Annotated in this window: 12 protein-coding genes and 2 tRNA genes; 6 read left to right on the top strand and 8 right to left on the bottom strand. The window is 66.2% G+C overall.

Annotated features, from left to right (window positions below):
* The first annotated feature begins 152 nt into the window (after positions 1–152).
* The 3 genes from L810_RS40785 to pgi all read left to right on the top strand — a co-directional run bounded on the left by L810_RS40785 (position 153) and on the right by pgi (position 4,796).
* Positions 153–1,454 (top strand): FAD-dependent oxidoreductase, encoded by a 1,302-nt coding sequence (locus tag L810_RS40785; RefSeq protein WP_021163971.1) that lies wholly within the window; start codon positions 153–155, stop codon positions 1,452–1,454.
* A 63-nt stretch (positions 1,455–1,517) separates the two neighbouring features.
* Entirely contained in the window at positions 1,518–3,062 is a 1,545-nt protein-coding gene (locus L810_RS40780) for an NAD(P)H-hydrate dehydratase (RefSeq protein WP_021163970.1), read from the top strand.
* 111 nt (positions 3,063–3,173) lie between these two features.
* Positions 3,174–4,796 (top strand): glucose-6-phosphate isomerase, encoded by a 1,623-nt coding sequence (pgi, locus tag L810_RS40775; protein ID WP_021163969.1) that lies wholly within the window; start codon positions 3,174–3,176, stop codon positions 4,794–4,796.
* A 77-nt stretch (positions 4,797–4,873) separates the two neighbouring features.
* On the opposite strand, the gene L810_RS40770 is transcribed toward pgi, so the two are convergent.
* Positions 4,874–5,587, bottom strand: a complete 714-nt coding sequence (locus tag L810_RS40770; protein WP_021163968.1) for an ABC transporter ATP-binding protein — start codon at positions 5,585–5,587, stop codon at positions 4,874–4,876.
* On the opposite strand from L810_RS40770, the gene L810_RS40765 reads away from it, so the two are divergent.
* On the top strand, positions 5,586–6,260 hold the full coding sequence (locus L810_RS40765) for an arylesterase (RefSeq protein ID WP_021163967.1): 675 nt from the start codon (positions 5,586–5,588) through the stop codon (positions 6,258–6,260). The genes L810_RS40770 and L810_RS40765 overlap by 2 nt on opposite strands.
* Positions 6,261–6,332: 72 nt before the next feature.
* Here L810_RS40765 and L810_RS40760 read toward each other — a convergent pair whose 3' ends face one another.
* Entirely contained in the window at positions 6,333–8,267 is a 1,935-nt protein-coding gene (locus tag L810_RS40760; RefSeq protein WP_021163966.1) for a SurA N-terminal domain-containing protein, read from the bottom strand.
* Between the two features lie 602 nt (positions 8,268–8,869).
* Here L810_RS40760 and L810_RS40755 point away from each other — a divergent pair.
* Positions 8,870–10,261, top strand: a complete 1,392-nt coding sequence (locus L810_RS40755) for a DUF1254 domain-containing protein (protein ID WP_051392396.1) — start codon at positions 8,870–8,872, stop codon at positions 10,259–10,261.
* A 285-nt stretch (positions 10,262–10,546) separates the two neighbouring features.
* Here L810_RS40755 and L810_RS40750 read toward each other — a convergent pair.
* The 6 genes from L810_RS40750 to tig all read right to left on the bottom strand — a co-directional run bounded on the left by L810_RS40750 (position 10,547) and on the right by tig (position 17,124).
* Positions 10,547–10,623, bottom strand: a tRNA-Asp gene (locus tag L810_RS40750).
* 23 nt (positions 10,624–10,646) lie between these two features.
* Positions 10,647–10,722, bottom strand: a tRNA-Val gene (locus tag L810_RS40745).
* Positions 10,723–10,926: 204 nt separating this feature from the next.
* Complete coding sequence (gene lon, locus L810_RS40740) at positions 10,927–13,350, bottom strand: endopeptidase La (protein ID WP_011352361.1); 2,424 nt, start codon at positions 13,348–13,350, stop codon at positions 10,927–10,929.
* A 197-nt stretch (positions 13,351–13,547) separates the two neighbouring features.
* Positions 13,548–14,819 carry an ATP-dependent Clp protease ATP-binding subunit ClpX gene (gene clpX, locus L810_RS40735; RefSeq protein WP_006489345.1) on the bottom strand — a complete coding sequence of 424 codons (1,272 nt, stop codon included), beginning with the start codon at positions 14,817–14,819 and terminating at the stop codon, positions 13,548–13,550.
* 164 nt (positions 14,820–14,983) lie between these two features.
* A complete protein-coding gene (clpP, locus tag L810_RS40730) occupies positions 14,984–15,637 on the bottom strand; it encodes an ATP-dependent Clp endopeptidase proteolytic subunit ClpP (RefSeq protein WP_010092137.1) in 654 nt (217 codons plus the stop codon).
* Positions 15,638–15,777: 140 nt separating this feature from the next.
* Positions 15,778–17,124 carry a trigger factor gene (gene tig, locus L810_RS40725; RefSeq protein ID WP_042978235.1) on the bottom strand — a complete coding sequence of 449 codons (1,347 nt, stop codon included), beginning with the start codon at positions 17,122–17,124 and terminating at the stop codon, positions 15,778–15,780.
* Positions 17,125–17,511: 387 nt separating this feature from the next.
* Between tig and L810_RS40720 the strand changes: the two genes are divergently transcribed.
* Positions 17,512–17,717: glycerate kinase (locus L810_RS40720; RefSeq protein WP_042978234.1), on the top strand; the 206-nt coding region annotated here is incomplete at its 3' end.

The following is a 17,717-nucleotide window of genomic DNA, read 5'->3' as shown; positions in this document are numbered from 1 at the left end:
CAGCCGGCGGCCGCGGCCCGGCGGCACGGCCCGTGCCACCCCGGCGCCGGCTCCCGCGATTTTGGCGCTATCATTCCGGGTTCACCGGGCCCGGGCCCTCAGCGAATTCTCACCGGGCAGCGCCTGCGCGCCGCCCGTCATCGAAGCAATCCATGGATGTCATCGTCATCGGCGGCGGAATCAGCGGCGTCGCCACCGCCTACCAGTTGCGCGCGGCCGGCCATCGCGTATGCGTGGTCGAACGCCACGCGACCGTCGCGCAGGGTGCGACCTACGGCGACGGCGGCGCGCTGCTGCCGAGCCCGCTCGACGTCTGGTTCGGCCCGACCTTCATGCGCCAGCGCCAGCCGCGCGACAGCGGCATCGTCTACAAGCCCGGCTTCAACGGCGGTGTACGGCGCTTCGTCAAGCAGCTCGGCAGGCTGCGCGAGCCCGACGCGTTCGCCGCGCAGTACACGCGGCTGCGGCCGCTGATCGACGCGTCGCGCGACGCGCTCGCCGACATCGAGACGCGCCTCGAGCTCGAATTCGAGCAGAAGCCCGGCATCCTGCACGTCGTGCGCGATCCGCGCGACTGGGAAGCGATGCAGCCCGCGCTCGACCTCCTTCGCACGCTCGACCAGCCGTACCGCCTGCTCTCCGCAGACGAATGCGCGGCACTCGAGCCGTCGGTGCCGGCCGAGCCCGGTTTCGCCGGCGGCGTGCTGCTCGAGACCGAGCGCACCGGGAATTGCCCGCTGTTCGCGAAACTGGTCAAGCAGACGCTCGACGAGCACGGCGTGCAGTTCCGCTTCGGCGCGGAAGTCGCCGCGATCCGCGTCGACAACGGCCGCGTCGCGGTCGAGCTCGTCCCGCCCGGCGACCGCCACGCGTCGAACGCCCGCGACGTCGACGTGATTTCCGCCGACGCGATCGTGGTCGCCGCCGGCGCCGGCAGCCTGCCGCTGATCGACCGCCTCGGCTGGCGCCTGCCGCTGCACCCGGTGCGGGTCCACGCGCTGACCGCGCCGGTCGCCTACGAAGAACATGCGCCGCACCTGAACGTCATCGATTCGATCAAGCGCATCTCGATCACGCGCACCCACCAGCGGCTGCGCGTCGGCGGCGGCGCCGTGCTGCAGAGCCTGCCCGACACCGCGAAGCCGCTCGCCGAGCCGCTGTCCGAGGCCGCGCTCGCGTTGCTCGGCCAGGCCGTCCACGACTGGGTGCCCGGTGCCGCGAGGATCTCGGCCGCGCTGTCCTGGCAAGGTACGCAACTGCTGTCGCCGGACGGCCTGCCGGTCGTCGGTCCGACCCCGCATCCGCGCGTATTCGTCAATTTCGGGCACGGCCCGGCCGGCTGGGGGCTCGCATGCGGGTCTGCTAAAGTGGTGGCCGACTACCTGGGCGGCGACGTGCAGCACTGGCGCGCCGACACGCTCGCCGCGCTAAGCGCCGGGCGCTTCACGACCTGACCGCCGCGGGCCCGTCCCCGGCGGCCGCCTTGCCAGCCGCCGCGACCCGGCGATGACCCCGCGATGACCGTTACCCTTCCGCTTCCCGATTCCGCCCCGATCGCGCTGCTGCGCGTCGCCGACCTGCGCGTGGCCGAAGCCGACGCAGCCGCGGCGCTGCCGCCGCATACGCTGATGGGTCGCGCAGGCGCCGCCGCCGCGCGCTGGCTGTCCGAACGCGCGGCCGGCGACGACCGCCCCGTCTGGTTCGCGGTCGGCCCGGGCAACAACGGCGGCGACGCGCTCGTAGCCGCCGCGCACCTCCAGCAGCTCGGCGTCGCGACCCAGGCGTGGATGCCGGTGCCGGTAAAGCCCGACGACGCGCAATGGGCGCTCGGCCTCGCGCGCGCCGCCGGCGTGCCGCTGTCGGCCACGCCGCCTGCTTCGCTGGACGGCTATGCGTGGGTGGTCGACGGACTCTTCGGCATCGGTCTCGGCCGCGCGCTCGACGGCGCGTTCGCCGAGCAGGCCGCGCGCATCGCCGCGCATGCGCGCAACGGCGGCCGCGTGCTTGCACTGGATGTGCCGAGCGGCCTCGACAGCGATACGGGCCAGATCGTCGGCGCGGGTGTCGCCGTCGCCGCCACCCATACGCTCACTTTCATCGGCGCGAAGCCCGGCCTCTACACCGGCGAAGGCCGGGATCTCGCCGGCGCGATCGACGTCGAATCGCTCGACGTCGCGCCACCGGCCGCGCCGGCCATCGTACTGAACGCGCCCGCGCTATTCGCCGCCGCCCTGCCCGCGCGCGCATTCGCGTCCCACAAGGGCACATACGGCAGCCTCGCGGTACTCGGCGGCGACACCGGCATGTGCGGCGCGCCGATCCTGGCCGCGCGCGCCGCGCTGTTCGCCGGCGCCGGCAAGGTGCATGTCGGCTTCCTCGGCACCGGCGCGCCGCCGTACGATCCGCCGTTCCCCGAACTGATGCTGCACGCGGCCGACACCCTCGACCTTGGCGCGATGACCGCCATCGCCGCAGGCTGCGGGCTGGGCACGCGCGAGGCCGCGGCGACGCTCGTGCGCGACGTGCTTGCCCACGACGCCGCGACGCTGCTCGACGCCGATGCGCTGAACCTCGTCGCGACGCACGCGGATCTCGCGGCAGCCGTCGCGACGCGCGGTGCGCGCGGTTATCCGTGCGTGCTGACGCCGCATCCGCTCGAGGCCGCGCGGCTGCTCGGCTGCGACACGGCGGCGATTCAGCGCGACCGCCTCGCGGCCGCGCAGGCGCTCGCGTCACGTTATGCGGCCATCGTCGTGCTGAAAGGCTCGGGCACGGTGATTGCGGCGCCCGACGGCCGCATGACGATCAACCCGACCGGCAACGCGGCGCTCGCCACGGGCGGCACCGGCGACGTGCTCGGCGGCCTGATCGGCGCGCTGCTCGCGCAACGCGTCGCGCCGTACGAAGCGGCGCTGGCGGGCGTCTACCTGCACGGCCTCGCCGCCGACACGCTGACCGCGAACGGAACCGGCCCGGCCGGACTCACGGCAGGCGAACTCGCGCCGATGGTGCGCACGCTGGTCAATCGCCTTTTTTATGCGTCGCCGCGCGCCGGCACATAACGCCGCTATACTGACTGCCCCGCCGCACGGCGGGCCCTCTCGTCCGCCGGCCTTCCGATCCCGATGAGCCGGCGCGGCATTCCTCCCGATTCACGCTTCACTCGAACCGCCATGACGCTGAATTCGCTCCCCGCCTGGACTGCCCTTCAATCCCACTTCGAACAGATCCGTCACGCCCGGCTGCGCGACTGGTTCGCGCCGGAACACGACCACGCGCCGACCCGCGCCGAACGCTTCACGATTCCGGGCGGCGGTCTCGCGGCCGATTTCTCGAAGAACCGCATCAACGACGAAACGCTGCGCCTGCTCGTGCAGCTCGCGCGCGACGCGAGTGTCGAGGCGCGCCGCGACGCGATGTTCGCGGGCGAGATCGTGAACCCGACCGAAGGCCGTGCCGCCCTGCACACCGCGCTGCGCGCGACCGATCCGCAAGCGCCGTTCCACGCGCAGGTGAGCGCCGAGCGCGCGAAGATGGCGACGTTCGCTCGCGCCGTGCGCAGCGGCACCTGGACGGGCTACACCGGCAAGCGCATCCGCCACGTGATCAACATCGGCATCGGCGGCTCCGATCTCGGGCCGAAGATGGTCGTACACGCGCTGCACCACGTCGCGACGCCCGAAATTGCCACGCACTTCGTGTCGAACGTCGACGGCGCCGATCTCGCGCGCGTGCTCGAACAGGTCGATCCCGAGGAAACGCTCGCGATCATCGTGTCGAAGACCTTCACGACGCTCGAGACGATGACGAACGCACGCTCGCTGCGCGACTGGTTCGTCGCGCGCGGCTGCCCCGAGGACGCGCTTGCAAAGCACTTCGTCGGCGTGTCGGCGAACCCGGCCGAAGTCGTGAAGTTCGGCATCGCCGCGGACAACGTGTTCGAAATGTGGGACTGGGTCGGCGGTCGTTATTCGCTGTGGTCGGCGGTCGGGCTGTCGATCATGATCGCGATCGGCCCCGAGCAGTTCGACGAGCTGCTGGCCGGCGCGAACGACATGGACCGTCATTTCCGCGAGGCGCCGCTCGAGCGCAACCTGCCCGTGCTGCTGGGCCTGATCGGCATCTGGTACCGGAATTTCTTCGGTTCGCAGAGTTATCTCGTCGCGCCGTATTCGGAAGCGCTGCACTACCTGCCGTCGTACCTGCAGCAGCTCGAAATGGAAAGCAACGGCAAATCCGCGCGCCTGGACGGCACCTTCGTCGACTACCCGACGTCGGCCGTCACGTGGGGCGAGCCGGGCACCAACGGCCAGCATGCGTTCTTCCAGATGCTGCACCAGGGGCCGACGATCGTGCCGATCGACTTCATCGCGGTGCTGACGCCCGAGCATCCGCTCGCGAGCCACCACCCGAAGCTGCTCGCGAACTGCTTCGCGCAGAGCGAGGCGCTGATGCTCGGCCGCACGCTCGAGGAAGCGCGCAAGGTCGCGGGGCCGGGCAAGGAGGCGCTCGCGCCGCACCTGACGTTCCCGGGCAACCGCCCGACGACGACGCTGCTCGTCGATGCGCTGACGCCGCGCACGCTCGGCGCGCTGATCGCGCTGTACGAACACAAGGTGCTCGTGCAGGCAACGGTGTGGGACATCAACCCGTTCGACCAGTGGGGCGTCGAGCTCGGCAAGATACTCGGCAAGGTGGTGGAAGCCGACCTGTCGGCCGAGTCGGTCGATCCGGCGAAGCACGACTCGTCGACCACCGCGCTGATCGAGCGCGCCCGCGCGGCGTTGAAGCGCTGAGGCGTTTGAGGCACTGACGCAGCGGCGTCGTGCCCATGCCGGCCGCTCGGCGCACGCCGCGCGGCCGCCAAAAGCGCTCAACCGTTGCGCTGCGCCGCGCGCGGCTCGACGATGCGCCCGGCATCGAGCGTCACCGTCGTCGCGCAGCGGCGTGCCAGTTCGGCATCGTGCGTGACGAGCACGAGCGTTGCACCGTTCGTGCGGTTCAGTTCGAACATCAGGTCGATGACCGCATGGCCCGTGGCCGCATCGAGGCTGCCGGTCGGCTCGTCGGCGAAGAGGATCGCCGGGCGCGTGACGAATGCGCGCGCAAGTGCGACGCGCTGCTGCTCGCCGCCGGACAACAGCTTCGGATAATGCGCGGTGCGTTCGCCGAGGCCGACCTGCACGAGCAGCGCCCGGGCGCGATCGGCGGCATCGCGCGCACTGATGCCGCCCTGCAGTTCGAGCGGCAGCATCACGTTCTCGAGCGCCGTCAGGTGCGGCATCAACTGGAACGACTGGAATACGAACCCGACTGCGCCGTTGCGCAGCGCCGCGCGCGCGTCCTCGTCGAGCTGGTCGAGCGCGCGACCGAGCAGGCGAACCGTGCCGCTCGTCGCGCTGTCCAACCCCGCAAGCAGGCCGAGCAGCGTCGATTTACCCGACCCCGACGCGCCGACGATCGCGAGACTGCTGCCCGGCCGCACGGCGAGCGTGATGCCGTCGAGGATCGTCAGCTCGCCGGTTGCGTCGGCGACCCGCTTGCACACGTCATGGACTTCGATGATCGGATCGGTAATCTTGAACATGGACACGACATTTCGCTGGAAAAGACGCGCGGCGATCGCCGCGCTGCTGGGTACGCTGCTGGCCACCGCCGCGCCCGCACGCGCCGCGACGACGCCGGCCGCGACATCGGGCCAGCCCGTGATCGTCGTGCTCGGCGACAGCCTGTCGGCCGAATACGGGCTGCCGCGCGACACCGGCTGGGTGGCGTTGCTGCGGCAACGGCTCACGACCGAGCGAATCGATTATAGCGTCGCGAACGCCAGCGTCAGCGGCGACACCACCAGCGGCGGCCGCGCGCGGCTGCCTGCGGTGCTGCAGCGGCTCAAGCCGTCGATCGTCGTCGTCGAGCTCGGCTCGAACGATGCGCTGCGCGGCGTGCCGCTCGCGACGACCGAACAGAACCTGCGCGACATCATCGCCGATGCGCGGCAAGCGCGGGCCAGGGTCGTGCTGGTCGGCATGTACGTGCCGCCCAACTACGGCCCGGACTACACGCAGAAGTTCCACGCCGTCTATACGCGGCTGTCGAAGGATCTCGGCGTGCCGCTCGTGCCGTTCCTGCTGGCCGGCATCGAGAACAAACCCGAGATGTTCCAGGCCGACCAGATGCATCCGACGCAGCAGGCCCAGGGCATTCTGCTCGACAACGTCTGGCCGGCGCTGAAACCGCTGCTCGGCAAGCCGCGCGGCTGACGCCGCCTCGCCCCGCCGGAAAACAAAAAGCCCCGCGTGAAGCGGGGCTTTTTGTTGCGGGCGAAACGATGCTCAGTTGTCGCCGTCCGGCGACTGGCTGGCCGTCGAGCCGTACAGCTTCACCTTCGAGCGATCGCGCAGCGCGGCGAGATACGCTTCGCCTTCGCTCTGCGCGTCGACCTGCGCCATCTGCTGCTGCGCGGCCGCCAGTTGCTGCGGATCGACCGCAGAACCCGGGATCACCGCGTTCACGCGATAGATCGCATAGCCGTCCGCGCCGAGATCGACACCGACGTAGGCCGGCAGCGTCTTCGGGTCGACCTTGTAGACGGCGCTCAGCGCAGCCGGCGTCAGGCCCTGCGACTGCGTACGCGATACCTTCTGCGCGGCCGCGAACCCGTCGGTCGACTTCGACTTCTGCAGTTCGGCCAGCTTCGCCGCGCCGTCCTTCTTCGCGAGTTCGGCAGCCTGCTCGGCGACCACCTTCTGGCGCACGACGTCCTTGATCGCGTCGAGCGCCGGCACGGCAGCCGGCTTGTAGTCGGTCACACGCGCCGAGATCAGCGTGTTGTTGCCGACGTCGATCGCCTGCGTGTTGTTCTGGTTCTTCACCGAGTCGTTGGCGAACACGGCGGCCAGGAACTTCGGATTGTTCAGCGGGCTCGTCGGCGGCAACTGCGGATTCGGCGTCGGCGTGACGGTAGCCGTCTGGATCGTCAGCTTGTACTTGTCCGCGGCCGGCTGCAGCGTCTTCGCCTTTTCGTAGACTGTGGACGTGAAGCCTTCCGCGTTGTCCGTGAACGCCTTCGATGCGTACTGCTGCTTCAGGTCGGCTGCGATCTGGTCCTTCACTTCCGCGAACGGCTTGACGGCCGCCGGCTTCACTTCCGTTGCCTTCAGGATGTGGAAGCCCAGATCCGACTGCACGACACCGCTCACATCACCTTGCTTGAGCGCGAACGCGGCATCGTCGAACGCCTTGCCGCCCGCCGTCGAGCCGCGCGTGATGAAGCCGAGGTCGCCGCCCTTCGCGGCCGACGGTGCATCCTGCGAGTCCTTCTGCGCGATCTGCGCGAACTGGTCCGGGTGCGCCTTCACGTCGGCAAGCAGTTGCTCGGCCTTCGTCTTCGCTGCAGTCTTGTCGGCCGCGCTTGCGCTGCCCGGTGCGGCGATGAAGATGTGGCTCACGCGCACCTGCGCTTCGGTGCGGAAGTGCGTCGGGTTGTCGTCGTAGAACTTCTTGATGTCCGCGTCGGTCGGCTGCGCGCTCGCGGCCGCTGCCGCCGGCGAATAGACGAGGTACTGGATCGTCGCGGTCTCGGGCGTCGCGAAGCTCTGCTTGTGCGCGTCGTAGTACGCGGTGAGCTGTGCGTCGGTCGGCTGGACCTTCGCGGCGAAGTCGCTCGTCTTCAGCACGAGCGCCTGCACTTCGCGCTGCTGCGCGGCGAGTTCGGACAGGCGTTGCGCGAGGCTCTTCGGCGTGAACGCGCTCGACACGATGCTGGCCGGAATCTGCTGCAGCGCGAGGCTGTAGCGCACGCGCTCCTGGTACTGCTCGGGCGTCATCCCCTGGAACGACAGCAGCTGCGCATAGCGCTCGACGTCGATCGACCCGTCGGGCTTCTTCAGCGACGCGATCATCGGGTCGCTCATCAGTGCATCGCGCACGGCGTTGTCCGATGCGGTCAGGTGCAGACGTTGGGTCTCGTCGGCCAGCACGCGTTGCTGGATCAGGCCGTCGAGCACCTGCTTGCGATGCTCGGGCGTATCGAACATCTTGATGTCGAACTGCCCGCCGAGTGCCTGGCGCGCCTGGTCGATCTGCTGGCGGAACGCGCCGTCGAATTCGACCCGCGTGATCTTGTGCCCGTTGACTGCCGCGACGTTCGCACTATCGTCGAAGAAGCCGCGGAAGCCTTGGATCCCGACGAAACCCAGCCCCGGCAACACGATCAGGAGCAGGAGCGCCATCATCAGGCGCTGGTGATTACGGAAGAAATCGAGCATGCGTGACGGGAAAATTGGACAAAACGCCCGATATTACAACATACGGGGTGGGTCGGGAGAAAAGCGGCGGCGCCCGCGGCGATCACCACCGGAAGTACAGGCAAAAATGCCCGTCTTTCAGAGCCGGGCATGCGCCGTCACCCGCCTCTCCTCGTGAAGTTCAGAAAGCAGTTCGCCCAATGATCGACTCCATCGCGGCCGCCCAGGCTCGCGGCAGCACACGATCATTCGTTCGCCGAGCGGCTTGCCCGATGCGGGACTGTCTCCATCCGCGCCGACGACCGCAAGGCACCACCGGGGCAGCGAATCGAGCCAACGGGAGGTGCTCGACACGGGAGCACGCGGTACAAGTCTGGCCTGTACGTCCCGGCATAGGCCGCGAGAAACGTGACGGCCGGAAAGACGACAGGGATCAACCGCACGATGCCGATCGGTCTCCACCGCCCTAACGAGTCGTCGGACTTTGCTTATCGAAAATGGATCGTTCGTGCCGCATCGCAAGCCGGATACGCTTTTCGCGCCGTGCAATCCGTGCCACGCTCGTCGACGGAACGATGAACGGGTGCGGCCCATTCGACCATACAACCCTACCGCACCACTCGATGAGTTTTCTTCACCACGCGCGCCTCGTCGCATTCGCTGCCTCTGTCGGCCTTCTGGCGGGCTGCAATGGGGAAAGTGTCGATAGCTCGGGCGTTTCGCCCGTCGCGACGGAAAATGCCGCAAACAGTGCCACGTTGTTCACGATCGCGCTGTACCAGTTCTACGCAACCCGACAGAGCTACATCGCCCAGGGCCTTGCGCCGAATACGTTTCTGCACAATCGCCAGCTGTCCGATGCTTCGTCCACCTCGGTGACGAAGCCCAATCACGACACGCTGTATTCCATCGCCATGCTTCAACTGGACGCGGGCCCGATTCAGATCGACACGCCCGCCAGCGGCACCCGCTACTTCTCCCTCGCGCTGATGGACGCCTATACGAACAACTTCGCGATTCGCGGCACGAGCGCCGACAACGGTGTCGCGAAGGTCTTCTGGGTCGTCGGGCCGAACTGGCAGGGAACCGCTCCGGCAGGCGTCACCGTACTCCGCTCGTCGACCAACGCGGTGTGGGCGTTGGCGCGGACTTACGTGAGCGATGCGAACGATTATCCCGCCGCGTGGGCCGTTCAGAATCAACTGGTCGTGTCGCGCCCTGCTGGAACCGGTGTCGCTGCATGGGACAGCGTGGACACGCAAAAGCCGCCCGGTTATGCCAACTGGCCGTCGTACTTTCAGTACGTGAACCGGCTCTTGAAAAAGAGTCCGCCGACGCCGCAGGACACGGCCGAGGCGACGAACGCGCTCGACGTGATAGGCATAGGCCCGGCGCAGACCTTCAACGCGTCGTCCGCCGACGTCGCATCGATCGACGCGGGCGCGGCCCGGGCGCTGGCGAGCCTGACGGGCGGCGGAACGCAGCAAGCCGCCGCCCAGACGAGTACCGGCTCGAACGGCTGGACAGGCGGCCCGGCCAACGTCGGCAACTACGGAACCCAGTACACGCTACGGGCGCGCGTTGCGCTGAACGGCCTCGGTGCGCTGCCCGGCAGCGAAGCGATCTACTACACCAGTACGGGAGCGGCGAACACGTCGGGGGCGAATTACGACGGCAACGGCGTCTATCAGATGACGTTCCCGGCGGGACAGCTTCCTCCGGCGCGCGCCTTCTGGTCGTTGACGCTGTACGCCGGCACGAACCAGGCGCAGGCTTTCTTTTATCCGAATCCCGATGGAATCTATGCGCTGTCCTATCCGGCGTCGAACTTTCAGTTCGCGAGCGACGGCTCACTCGTGCTCACCATCAGCCATGTGCGACCCGCGGGTGTACCCGCCAGCAACTGGCTGCCGGCCCCTGCCGGCGCGTTCAATCTGACGCTGCGCACCTACTTGCCGGACGCCCCGCTCCTGAACGCAACCTACAAGTTGCCGCCGGTAATACGCGTTCAGTAATACCGCTCCGCGCGAGCCGGAAAACCGGCGCCTCCGCGGCGAGAAAGCATGAAAAACCCGCGACCGCGTTCGAGCCGTCGCGGGTTTTCCGTTCCGACGGCTGCGCACTCCGGGGCATTTCCTGTCGGATTGTCTGCTGCCATGCCGCTCGCCCGGCATCGTAAGGTCGCGCTCCGCCGGAAGCCGCGCAGGCGGCTTCCTCCGCTCCGCGGTCACGCGCCCGCCAGCGGGCGCAATCGACGATACAAATGAAAAAGCCCGCACAAGGCGGGCTTTCTCATTTTTTGGCGGAGCGGACGGGACTCGAACCCGCGACCCCCGGCGTGACAGGCCGGTATTCTAACCGACTGAACTACCGCTCCTTGGTCTGGCTGAATCAGGAAACTGGTGGGTGCTGAGGGGTTCGAACCCCCGACCTACGCCTTGTAAGGGCGCCGCTCTACCAGCTGAGCTAAGCACCCGTTTCCGATTCGTTCTGGCTGCGATCTGCGTTTCGGCATCAACAACCAGCGAGCCCGCAAGTTTAATTCATCCCCGATCATTTTGCAAAGCTCCGGCGCGAATATTTTTCACGCTCGCGCTTACGATTCCGGGACGCATAAAAAAACCCGCGGCCAGGCCGCGGGTTTCGTGAACAACCGTCAGAACGAACGGCGCTCCGATGCTCAGTGCTTGACGAATTCCGTCGAGCCGGCATCCTTCGCCGCATCGGCGACCGGTGCCGCCGCCTTCGCCTCTTCTTCCGGCGGCAGCGGGGTCGGCGAACGCTCGAGCGCGAGTTCAAGCACCTTGTCGATCCAGCGGACCGGCACGATCTCGATCGCGTTCTTCACGTTGTCCGGAATCTCGGCGAGATCCTTGACGTTCTCTTCCGGGATCAGCACGAGCTTGATGCCGCCGCGATGCGCTGCGAGCAGCTTCTCCTTCAGGCCGCCGATCGGCAGGACTTCACCACGCAGTGTGATTTCGCCCGTCATCGCGACATCGGCACGCACCGGGATACCCGTCAGCACCGACACCAGCGCGGTCGTCATCGCACCGCCGGCGGACGGACCGTCCTTCGGCGTCGCGCCTTCCGGCACGTGGATGTGGATGTCCTGCTTCTCGAACGCTTCGTCCTTGATGCCCAGACGCCGCGAACGCGAGCGCACGACCGAACGTGCCGCCTCGACCGACTCCTTCATCACGTCGCCGAGCGAACCCGTGCGGATCACGTTGCCCTTGCCCGGCATCACCGCGGCTTCGATCGTCAGCAGATCGCCACCGACTTCCGTCCACGCGAGGCCCGTCACCTGACCGACCTGGTTTTCCTTCGCCGCGAGGCCGAAGTCGTACTTGCGCACGCCAAGGAAGGTATCGAGGTTCTCGCCGTCGACCTTGATCGCGCCCGATGCCTTCTTCAGCAGCAGCATCTTCACGACCTTGCGGCAGATCTTCGACACTTCCCGCTCGAGCGAACGCACACCGGCTTCGCGCGTGTAGTAGCGGATGATGTCGCGGATCGCCTGCTCGGTGACCTCGATCTCGCCTTCCTTCAGCCCGTTGTTCTTCTTCTGCTTCGGCAGCAGGTAACGCTGGGCAATGCTGACCTTCTCGTCTTCCGTGTAGCCCGACAGACGGATCACTTCCATCCGGTCGAGCAGCGGCGGCGGGATGTTCAGCGAGTTCGACGTCGCGACGAACATCACGTCCGACAGGTCGAAGTCGACTTCGATGTAGTGGTCGGCGAACGTGTGGTTCTGTTCCGGATCGAGCACCTCGAGCAGCGCCGACGACGGATCGCCGCGGAAATCCATGCCCATCTTGTCGACTTCGTCGAGCAGGAAGAGCGGATTGCGCACACCGACCTTCGTGAGGCTCTGCAGGATCTTGCCCGGCATCGAACCGATATACGTGCGACGGTGGCCGCGGATCTCGGCTTCGTCACGCACGCCGCCGAGCGCCATCCGGACGAACTTGCGGTTCGTCGCACGGGCGATCGACTGGCCGAGCGAGGTCTTGCCGACGCCCGGGGGCCCGACGAGGCACAGGATCGGCGCCTTGACCTTGTCCACGCGCTGTTGCACCGCGAGATACTCGAGGATGCGTTCCTTCACCTTCTCGAGGCCGAAGTGATCTTCGTCGAGCACCTGCTCGGCGTTCGACAGGTCGTTGTTGACCTTGCTCTTCTTGCGCCACGGCAGGCCGATCAGCGTGTCGATGTAGTTGCGCACGACGGTGGCTTCCGCCGACATCGGCGACATCAGCTTCAGCTTCTTCAGCTCGGCGTCGGCCTTCTTCTTCGCTTCCTTCGGCATGCGCGCGGCGTTGATGCGCTTCTCGAGCTCCTCGAGATCCGCACCCTCTTCGCCTTCGCCCAGTTCCTTCTGGATCGCCTTGACCTGCTCGTTCAGGTAGTACTCGCGCTGGCTCTTTTCCATCTGGCGCTTCACGCGCCCGCGGATGCGCTTTTCGACCTGCAGGATGTCGATCTCGGCTTCGAGCTGCGCGAGCAGGTGCTCGAGGCGCTCGATGACCGGGAACATCTCGAGGATGTGCTGCTTCTGGTCGAGCTTCAGCGGCAGGCGTTCGGCGATCATGTCGGCGAGGCGGCCCGCTTCGTCGATGCCCGACAGCGACGTGAGGATCTCCGGCGGGATCTTCTTGTTCAGCTTCACGTACTGGTCGAACTGCGACACGATCGCGCGGCGCAGCGCTTCCGTTTCAGCGCTGTCGGCATGATCGGGCTCGAGCGGCATCACTTCGCAGGAGAATTGCGTTTCCTGCTCTTCGATCGACAACGCCTTCGCACGCTGCAGGCCCTCGACGAGCACCTTCACGGTGCCGTCCGGCAGCTTCAGCATCTGCAGGATGTTGGCGATACAACCGACCTCGTACATGTCCTTTTCGGTCGGTTCGTCCTTGGCCGCGGTTTTCTGGGCGACAAGCATGATGTGCTTGCCGCCTTCCATCGCTGCTTCGAGGGCCTTGATCGATTTCGGCCGGCCCACGAAGAGCGGAATGACCATGTGCGGGAAAACGACGACATCCCGCAGCGGCAGCAGCGGGAGCGTGATGCGTTCCGGCGGGAGAAGTTGGGTGCCTGACATTTCATTTCCCCATGAGTGGAATCAATTGTTCGGTAATTGAGGCCGCCACAACGAATTGCAAGCCTTCAAGTGCGGGAAATATTCGGTAAGAAAGTAACCACCGCGTTTCGAGTCAGAGTTACCCACAAGATAAACGAAAAAAAGCCGCCCACGGACTCATGAACGGCCTTTTTCGCAGAACATCGTCGGCAAGCCGGTCAGTTCGAACCCGCCACCTTCGGCGTGTCCTCGTAGATCAGCAAGGGCTTGCCGTCCCCATCGATCACGTTCTCATCGATGATGACCTTGCTGACCCCTTTCATCGTCGGCAGCTCGTACATCACGTCGAGCAATGCCTGTTCGATGATCGAACGCAAACCGCGCGCGCCGGTCTTGCGGCGGATCGCCTTGCGGGCGACTGCCTGCAGCGCGCCCGGCCGGATCTCCAGCTCGACGCGCTCCATCGCGAACAGCTTGTGATACTGCTTGACGAGCGCATTCTTCGGCTCGACCAGGATCTTCATCAGCGCCGCTTCGTCGAGCTTGCCGAGCGTCGCGACCACCGGCAGGCGGCCGATCAATTCGGGGATCAGACCGAATTTGATCAGGTCTTCCGGCTCCGTTTCACGCAGCACTTCGCCCGCGTCACGCTCCTGCTTGCTCTTGACCGTCGCACCGAAGCCGATACCGGTTTTCTCGGTACGATCGGTGATCACCTTTTCGAGGCCGTCGAACGCACCGCCGCAGATGAACAGGATGTTGGTCGTGTCGACCTGGATGAAATCCTGGTTCGGGTGCTTGCGGCCGCCCTGCGGCGGCACCGACGCCATCGTGCCCTCGACGAGCTTCAGCAGTGCCTGCTGGACACCCTCGCCCGACACGTCGCGCGTGATCGACGGGTTGTCCGACTTGCGGCTGATCTTGTCGATTTCGTCGATGTAGACGATCCCGCGCTGGGCCTTGTCGACCTCGTAGTTGCAGTTCTGCAACAGCTTCTGGATGATGTTCTCGACGTCCTCGCCGACGTAGCCGGCTTCGGTCAGCGTCGTCGCATCGGCGATCACGAACGGCACGTTGAGCAACCGCGCGAGCGTCTGCGCGAGCAGCGTCTTGCCGGAGCCCGTCGGGCCGATCAGCAGGATGTTGCTCTTCGACAGCTCGACGTCGTCCTTCTTGTCGAGATGCTTCAGGCGCTTGTAGTGGTTGTACACGGCCACCGCGAGGATCTTCTTCGCGCGCTCCTGGCCGATCACGTACTGATCGAGGATGTCGCGAATTTCCTGCGGGCTCGGCAGATCCGACCGGGACAGGCTGGCCTCGACGCCGGCGGCAGCCGCCTCGTCGCGAATGATTTCGTTGCAGAGGTCGATACATTCATCGCAGATGAACACCGACGGGCCCGCGATGAGTTTTTTCACCTCATGCTGGCTTTTTCCGCAAAACGAGCAATACAACAGCTTCTCGCTGTTCGAACCTTTTTTGTCCGCCATGAATGTAGAGCCTCCGGACAGGTAAATGACATGATACGCCGAATGCTCCGGGCACCGCGCCTAGGGCGCGACCGGAGCCGACCGGATGCGCTTGCCGCAGATGCTCTGGGCGTTCGGGAAGTCGCAGGGGCGCCGCACGAATCGGGGCGGCACCCCACTTAATCTCACGGGCGCTTCAGCAGCACCTGGTCGATCAGCCCGTACGCCTTCGCATCCTCGCTCGACATGAAGTTATCACGGTCGGTGTCGCGCGCGATGCGCTCGACGTCCTGGCCCGTGTGCTGCGCGAGCAACTGGTTCAGCCGCTCCTTCAGGTAGAGGATTTCGCGCGCCTGGATCTCGATGTCCGATGCCTGGCCGCGTGCGCCGCCGAGCGGCTGGTGAATCATCACGCGCGAGTTCGGCAGCGCGAAACGCTTGCCCTTCGCGCCCGACGCGAGCAGGAACGCGCCCATGCTCGCCGCGAGGCCCATGCACAGCGTCGACACGTCCGGCTTGATGAACTGCATCGTGTCGTAGATCGCCATGCCGGCCGACACCGACCCGCCCGGGCTGTTGATGTACAGGCTGATGTCCTTGTCGGGATTCTCGCTCTCGAGGAACAGCAACTGCGCGACCACGAGGTTGGCGGTCTGGTCGTTCACTTCACCGACCATGAACACCAGGCGCTCCTTCAGGAGACGCGAATAGATATCGTACGAACGCTCGCCGCGGCCGCTCGTTTCGACGACGATCGGCACCAGCCCCAGCGCTTGCGCCTCGAAACCCTGCGGCGCGTTCGAAGCAAGCATGTCCAGCAATTCAGCGCGAGTGATCATTCAATGAACCTTGTTCGAATGGAAAATTGAACGGAAGGAAGCCGCCCGCTCAATCGCCATATTAATGGCAACCGTGCGCTTGACGTAAAAACGGCGTGCGGGCCGTCGCTCCGACAGCCGGCACGCCGCTAGAGCAACACTTACGCTTGCGCCGATGCGCTCGCGAGTGCCTCGAAGCTCACTTCCTTGTCCGTCACCTTCGCCTTGCCCAGCACGAAGTCGACGACGTTGCTTTCAACGACGAACGCTTCCATCTCGGCGAGGCGCTGCTGGTTCGAATAATACCAGCGGACCACTTCCTTCGGGTCTTCGTAGCTCTTCGCGAACTCGTCGACTTCCGCGCGGATCTGTTCCGGCTTCGCTTCGAGGCCGTTCGACTTCACCAGCTCGGCCAGCACGAGGCCCAGCTTCACGCGGCGCTCTGCCTGCTCGGTGAACATCTCGGCCGGGATCGGTGCGTCCTTCGCGTTCGGCACGCCGCGCTGCGCCAGATCCTGGCGAGCCATTTCGACGAGGCGTTGCTGGTCCTGCTCGATCAGCGCCTTCGGCACGTCGAGTTCGGAGATCTTCAGCAGCGCGTCCATCACCTGGTTCTTGACGATCGATTGCGTGCGGCGCTTCGCTTCACGCTCGAGGTTTTCCTTGATCTCGGCGCGCATCTTCGCGAGATCGCCGTCTTCGATGCCGAGCGACTTCGCGAATTCACCGTCGATTTCCGGCAGGTGCGGCCACTCGATCTTCTTCATCGTGACCGTGAACTGGGCCGTTTTGCCTGCCACGTCCTTGCCGTGGTAGTCATCCGGGAACTTGAGGTCGAACGTACGCTGTTCGCCGACCTTCAGGCCCAGCGCCGCGGTTTCGAATTCCGGCAGCATGCGGCCTTCGCCGAGCACGAACGGGAAATCTTCGGCCGTGCCGCCCTGGAACGCGACGTCGTCGATCTTGCCGACGAAGTCGACCGTCACGCGGTCGCCGTTCTTCGCTGCGGTGTCCGCGCCGCCGTCGCCGTGCTCGCCGGCTTCGCCGCGTGCGTGGAAGTGCACGCGCTGCTTGCGCAGGATGTCGAGCGTACGGTCGATTTCGGCGTCGCCGATCGACGTCGTCGAGCGCTCGACTTCAGCCGTCGCCAGATCGCCGATCTTGACTTCCGGGTAGACCTCGAACGTCGCGTCGAACGCGTATGCATCTTCAGCCTGCTCCTGCTTCGGCTCGAAGCTCGGCTGGCCGGCGACGCGCAGGTTTTCCGCGCGGCTGATCGTGAAGAATTCCTGGCCGATCTTGTCGCTCAGCACTTCCGCTTCGACCTGACCCGCGTACTGTTGCGCGACCATCTTCAGCGGCACCTTGCCCGGGCGGAAACCCGGCATGCGCACGTTCTTCGCGAGTTTCTGGATACGGGCGTCGATTTCCTTCTGCACGGTGTCTTTCGGCAGGGAAATCGTCACGCGGCGTTCAAGCTTGCCGAGGTTCTCAACAACGTTAGCCATGGCTTCAATCGTCCTAAAATTATTCGAGCGAATCGGGTTTTCCTTGCCGTGCCTGCCTGCGGCGTGATGTGCGTCACATACACTCGCCGCGCCGGAGCGCCACGCCATCCCTGCACGCGCCGGATGGCTAGCGCAAGCGGCTCGGAGCACGGCTTTGGCCGGAAGAATCGACTATTCTAGCAAACAATTTTCCTCACACCGCCAGATCGGCGCGACGCGCGTGCGTCCGCACCGCGCCGGCAGCCCTTCGCACGGCAATGCGCGCGGATCGCCGCTATGCCGCGTGCCGTATCCACCACGGGCCCGCCATCCTGTAAGCTCCGAATGAGGGTGCATCGCCGTCGCGCCCCAATATTCTTCACACCAATCACGCCTTCCGGAGACACCATGCCGCAACACCCGTCCGCGCCTGTCGTCGTCATCGCGCCCGATTCGTTCAAAGGCTCGCTTTCCGCCGAGCAGGTCGCGGACGCGATCGCCACCGGCATCCGCCGCGCCCGGCCGGACGCCGTCGTGCGCTGCTGCCCGATGGCCGACGGCGGCGAAGGCACGCTCGACGCGATGCTGGCAGGCGGCGGCACGCGGCGCACGCT

Origin of the sequence: Burkholderia sp. AU4i (genome assembly GCF_000466765.1) — a bacterium.
Lineage (GTDB): Bacteria > Pseudomonadota > Gammaproteobacteria > Burkholderiales > Burkholderiaceae > Burkholderia > Burkholderia cepacia.
Note: the sequence above shows the minus strand (reverse complement) of the source record. Positions and strands in the feature narration are given on the sequence as shown.

Excerpts from the sequence above, each read along its gene's own strand:
- L810_RS40760 (WP_021163966.1), bottom strand. The coding sequence starts at position 8,267 with ATGCTCGATTTCTTCCGTAATCACCAGCGCCTGATGATGGCGCTCCTG.
- L810_RS40765 (WP_021163967.1), top strand. The coding sequence starts at position 5,586 with ATGGACACGACATTTCGCTGGAAAAGACGCGCGGCGATCGCCGCGCTG.
- L810_RS40785 (WP_021163971.1), top strand. The coding sequence starts at position 153 with ATGGATGTCATCGTCATCGGCGGCGGAATCAGCGGCGTCGCCACCGCC.
- tig (WP_042978235.1), bottom strand. The coding sequence starts at position 17,124 with ATGGCTAACGTTGTTGAGAACCTCGGCAAGCTTGAACGCCGCGTGACG.
- L810_RS40755 (WP_051392396.1), top strand. The coding sequence starts at position 8,870 with ATGAGTTTTCTTCACCACGCGCGCCTCGTCGCATTCGCTGCCTCTGTC.
- pgi (WP_021163969.1), top strand. The coding sequence starts at position 3,174 with ATGACGCTGAATTCGCTCCCCGCCTGGACTGCCCTTCAATCCCACTTC.
- clpP (WP_010092137.1), bottom strand. The coding sequence starts at position 15,637 with ATGATCACTCGCGCTGAATTGCTGGACATGCTTGCTTCGAACGCGCCG.
- lon (WP_011352361.1), bottom strand. The coding sequence starts at position 13,350 with ATGTCAGGCACCCAACTTCTCCCGCCGGAACGCATCACGCTCCCGCTG.
- L810_RS40780 (WP_021163970.1), top strand. The coding sequence starts at position 1,518 with ATGACCGTTACCCTTCCGCTTCCCGATTCCGCCCCGATCGCGCTGCTG.
- clpX (WP_006489345.1), bottom strand. The coding sequence starts at position 14,819 with ATGGCGGACAAAAAAGGTTCGAACAGCGAGAAGCTGTTGTATTGCTCG.
- L810_RS40770 (WP_021163968.1), bottom strand. The coding sequence starts at position 5,587 with ATGTTCAAGATTACCGATCCGATCATCGAAGTCCATGACGTGTGCAAG.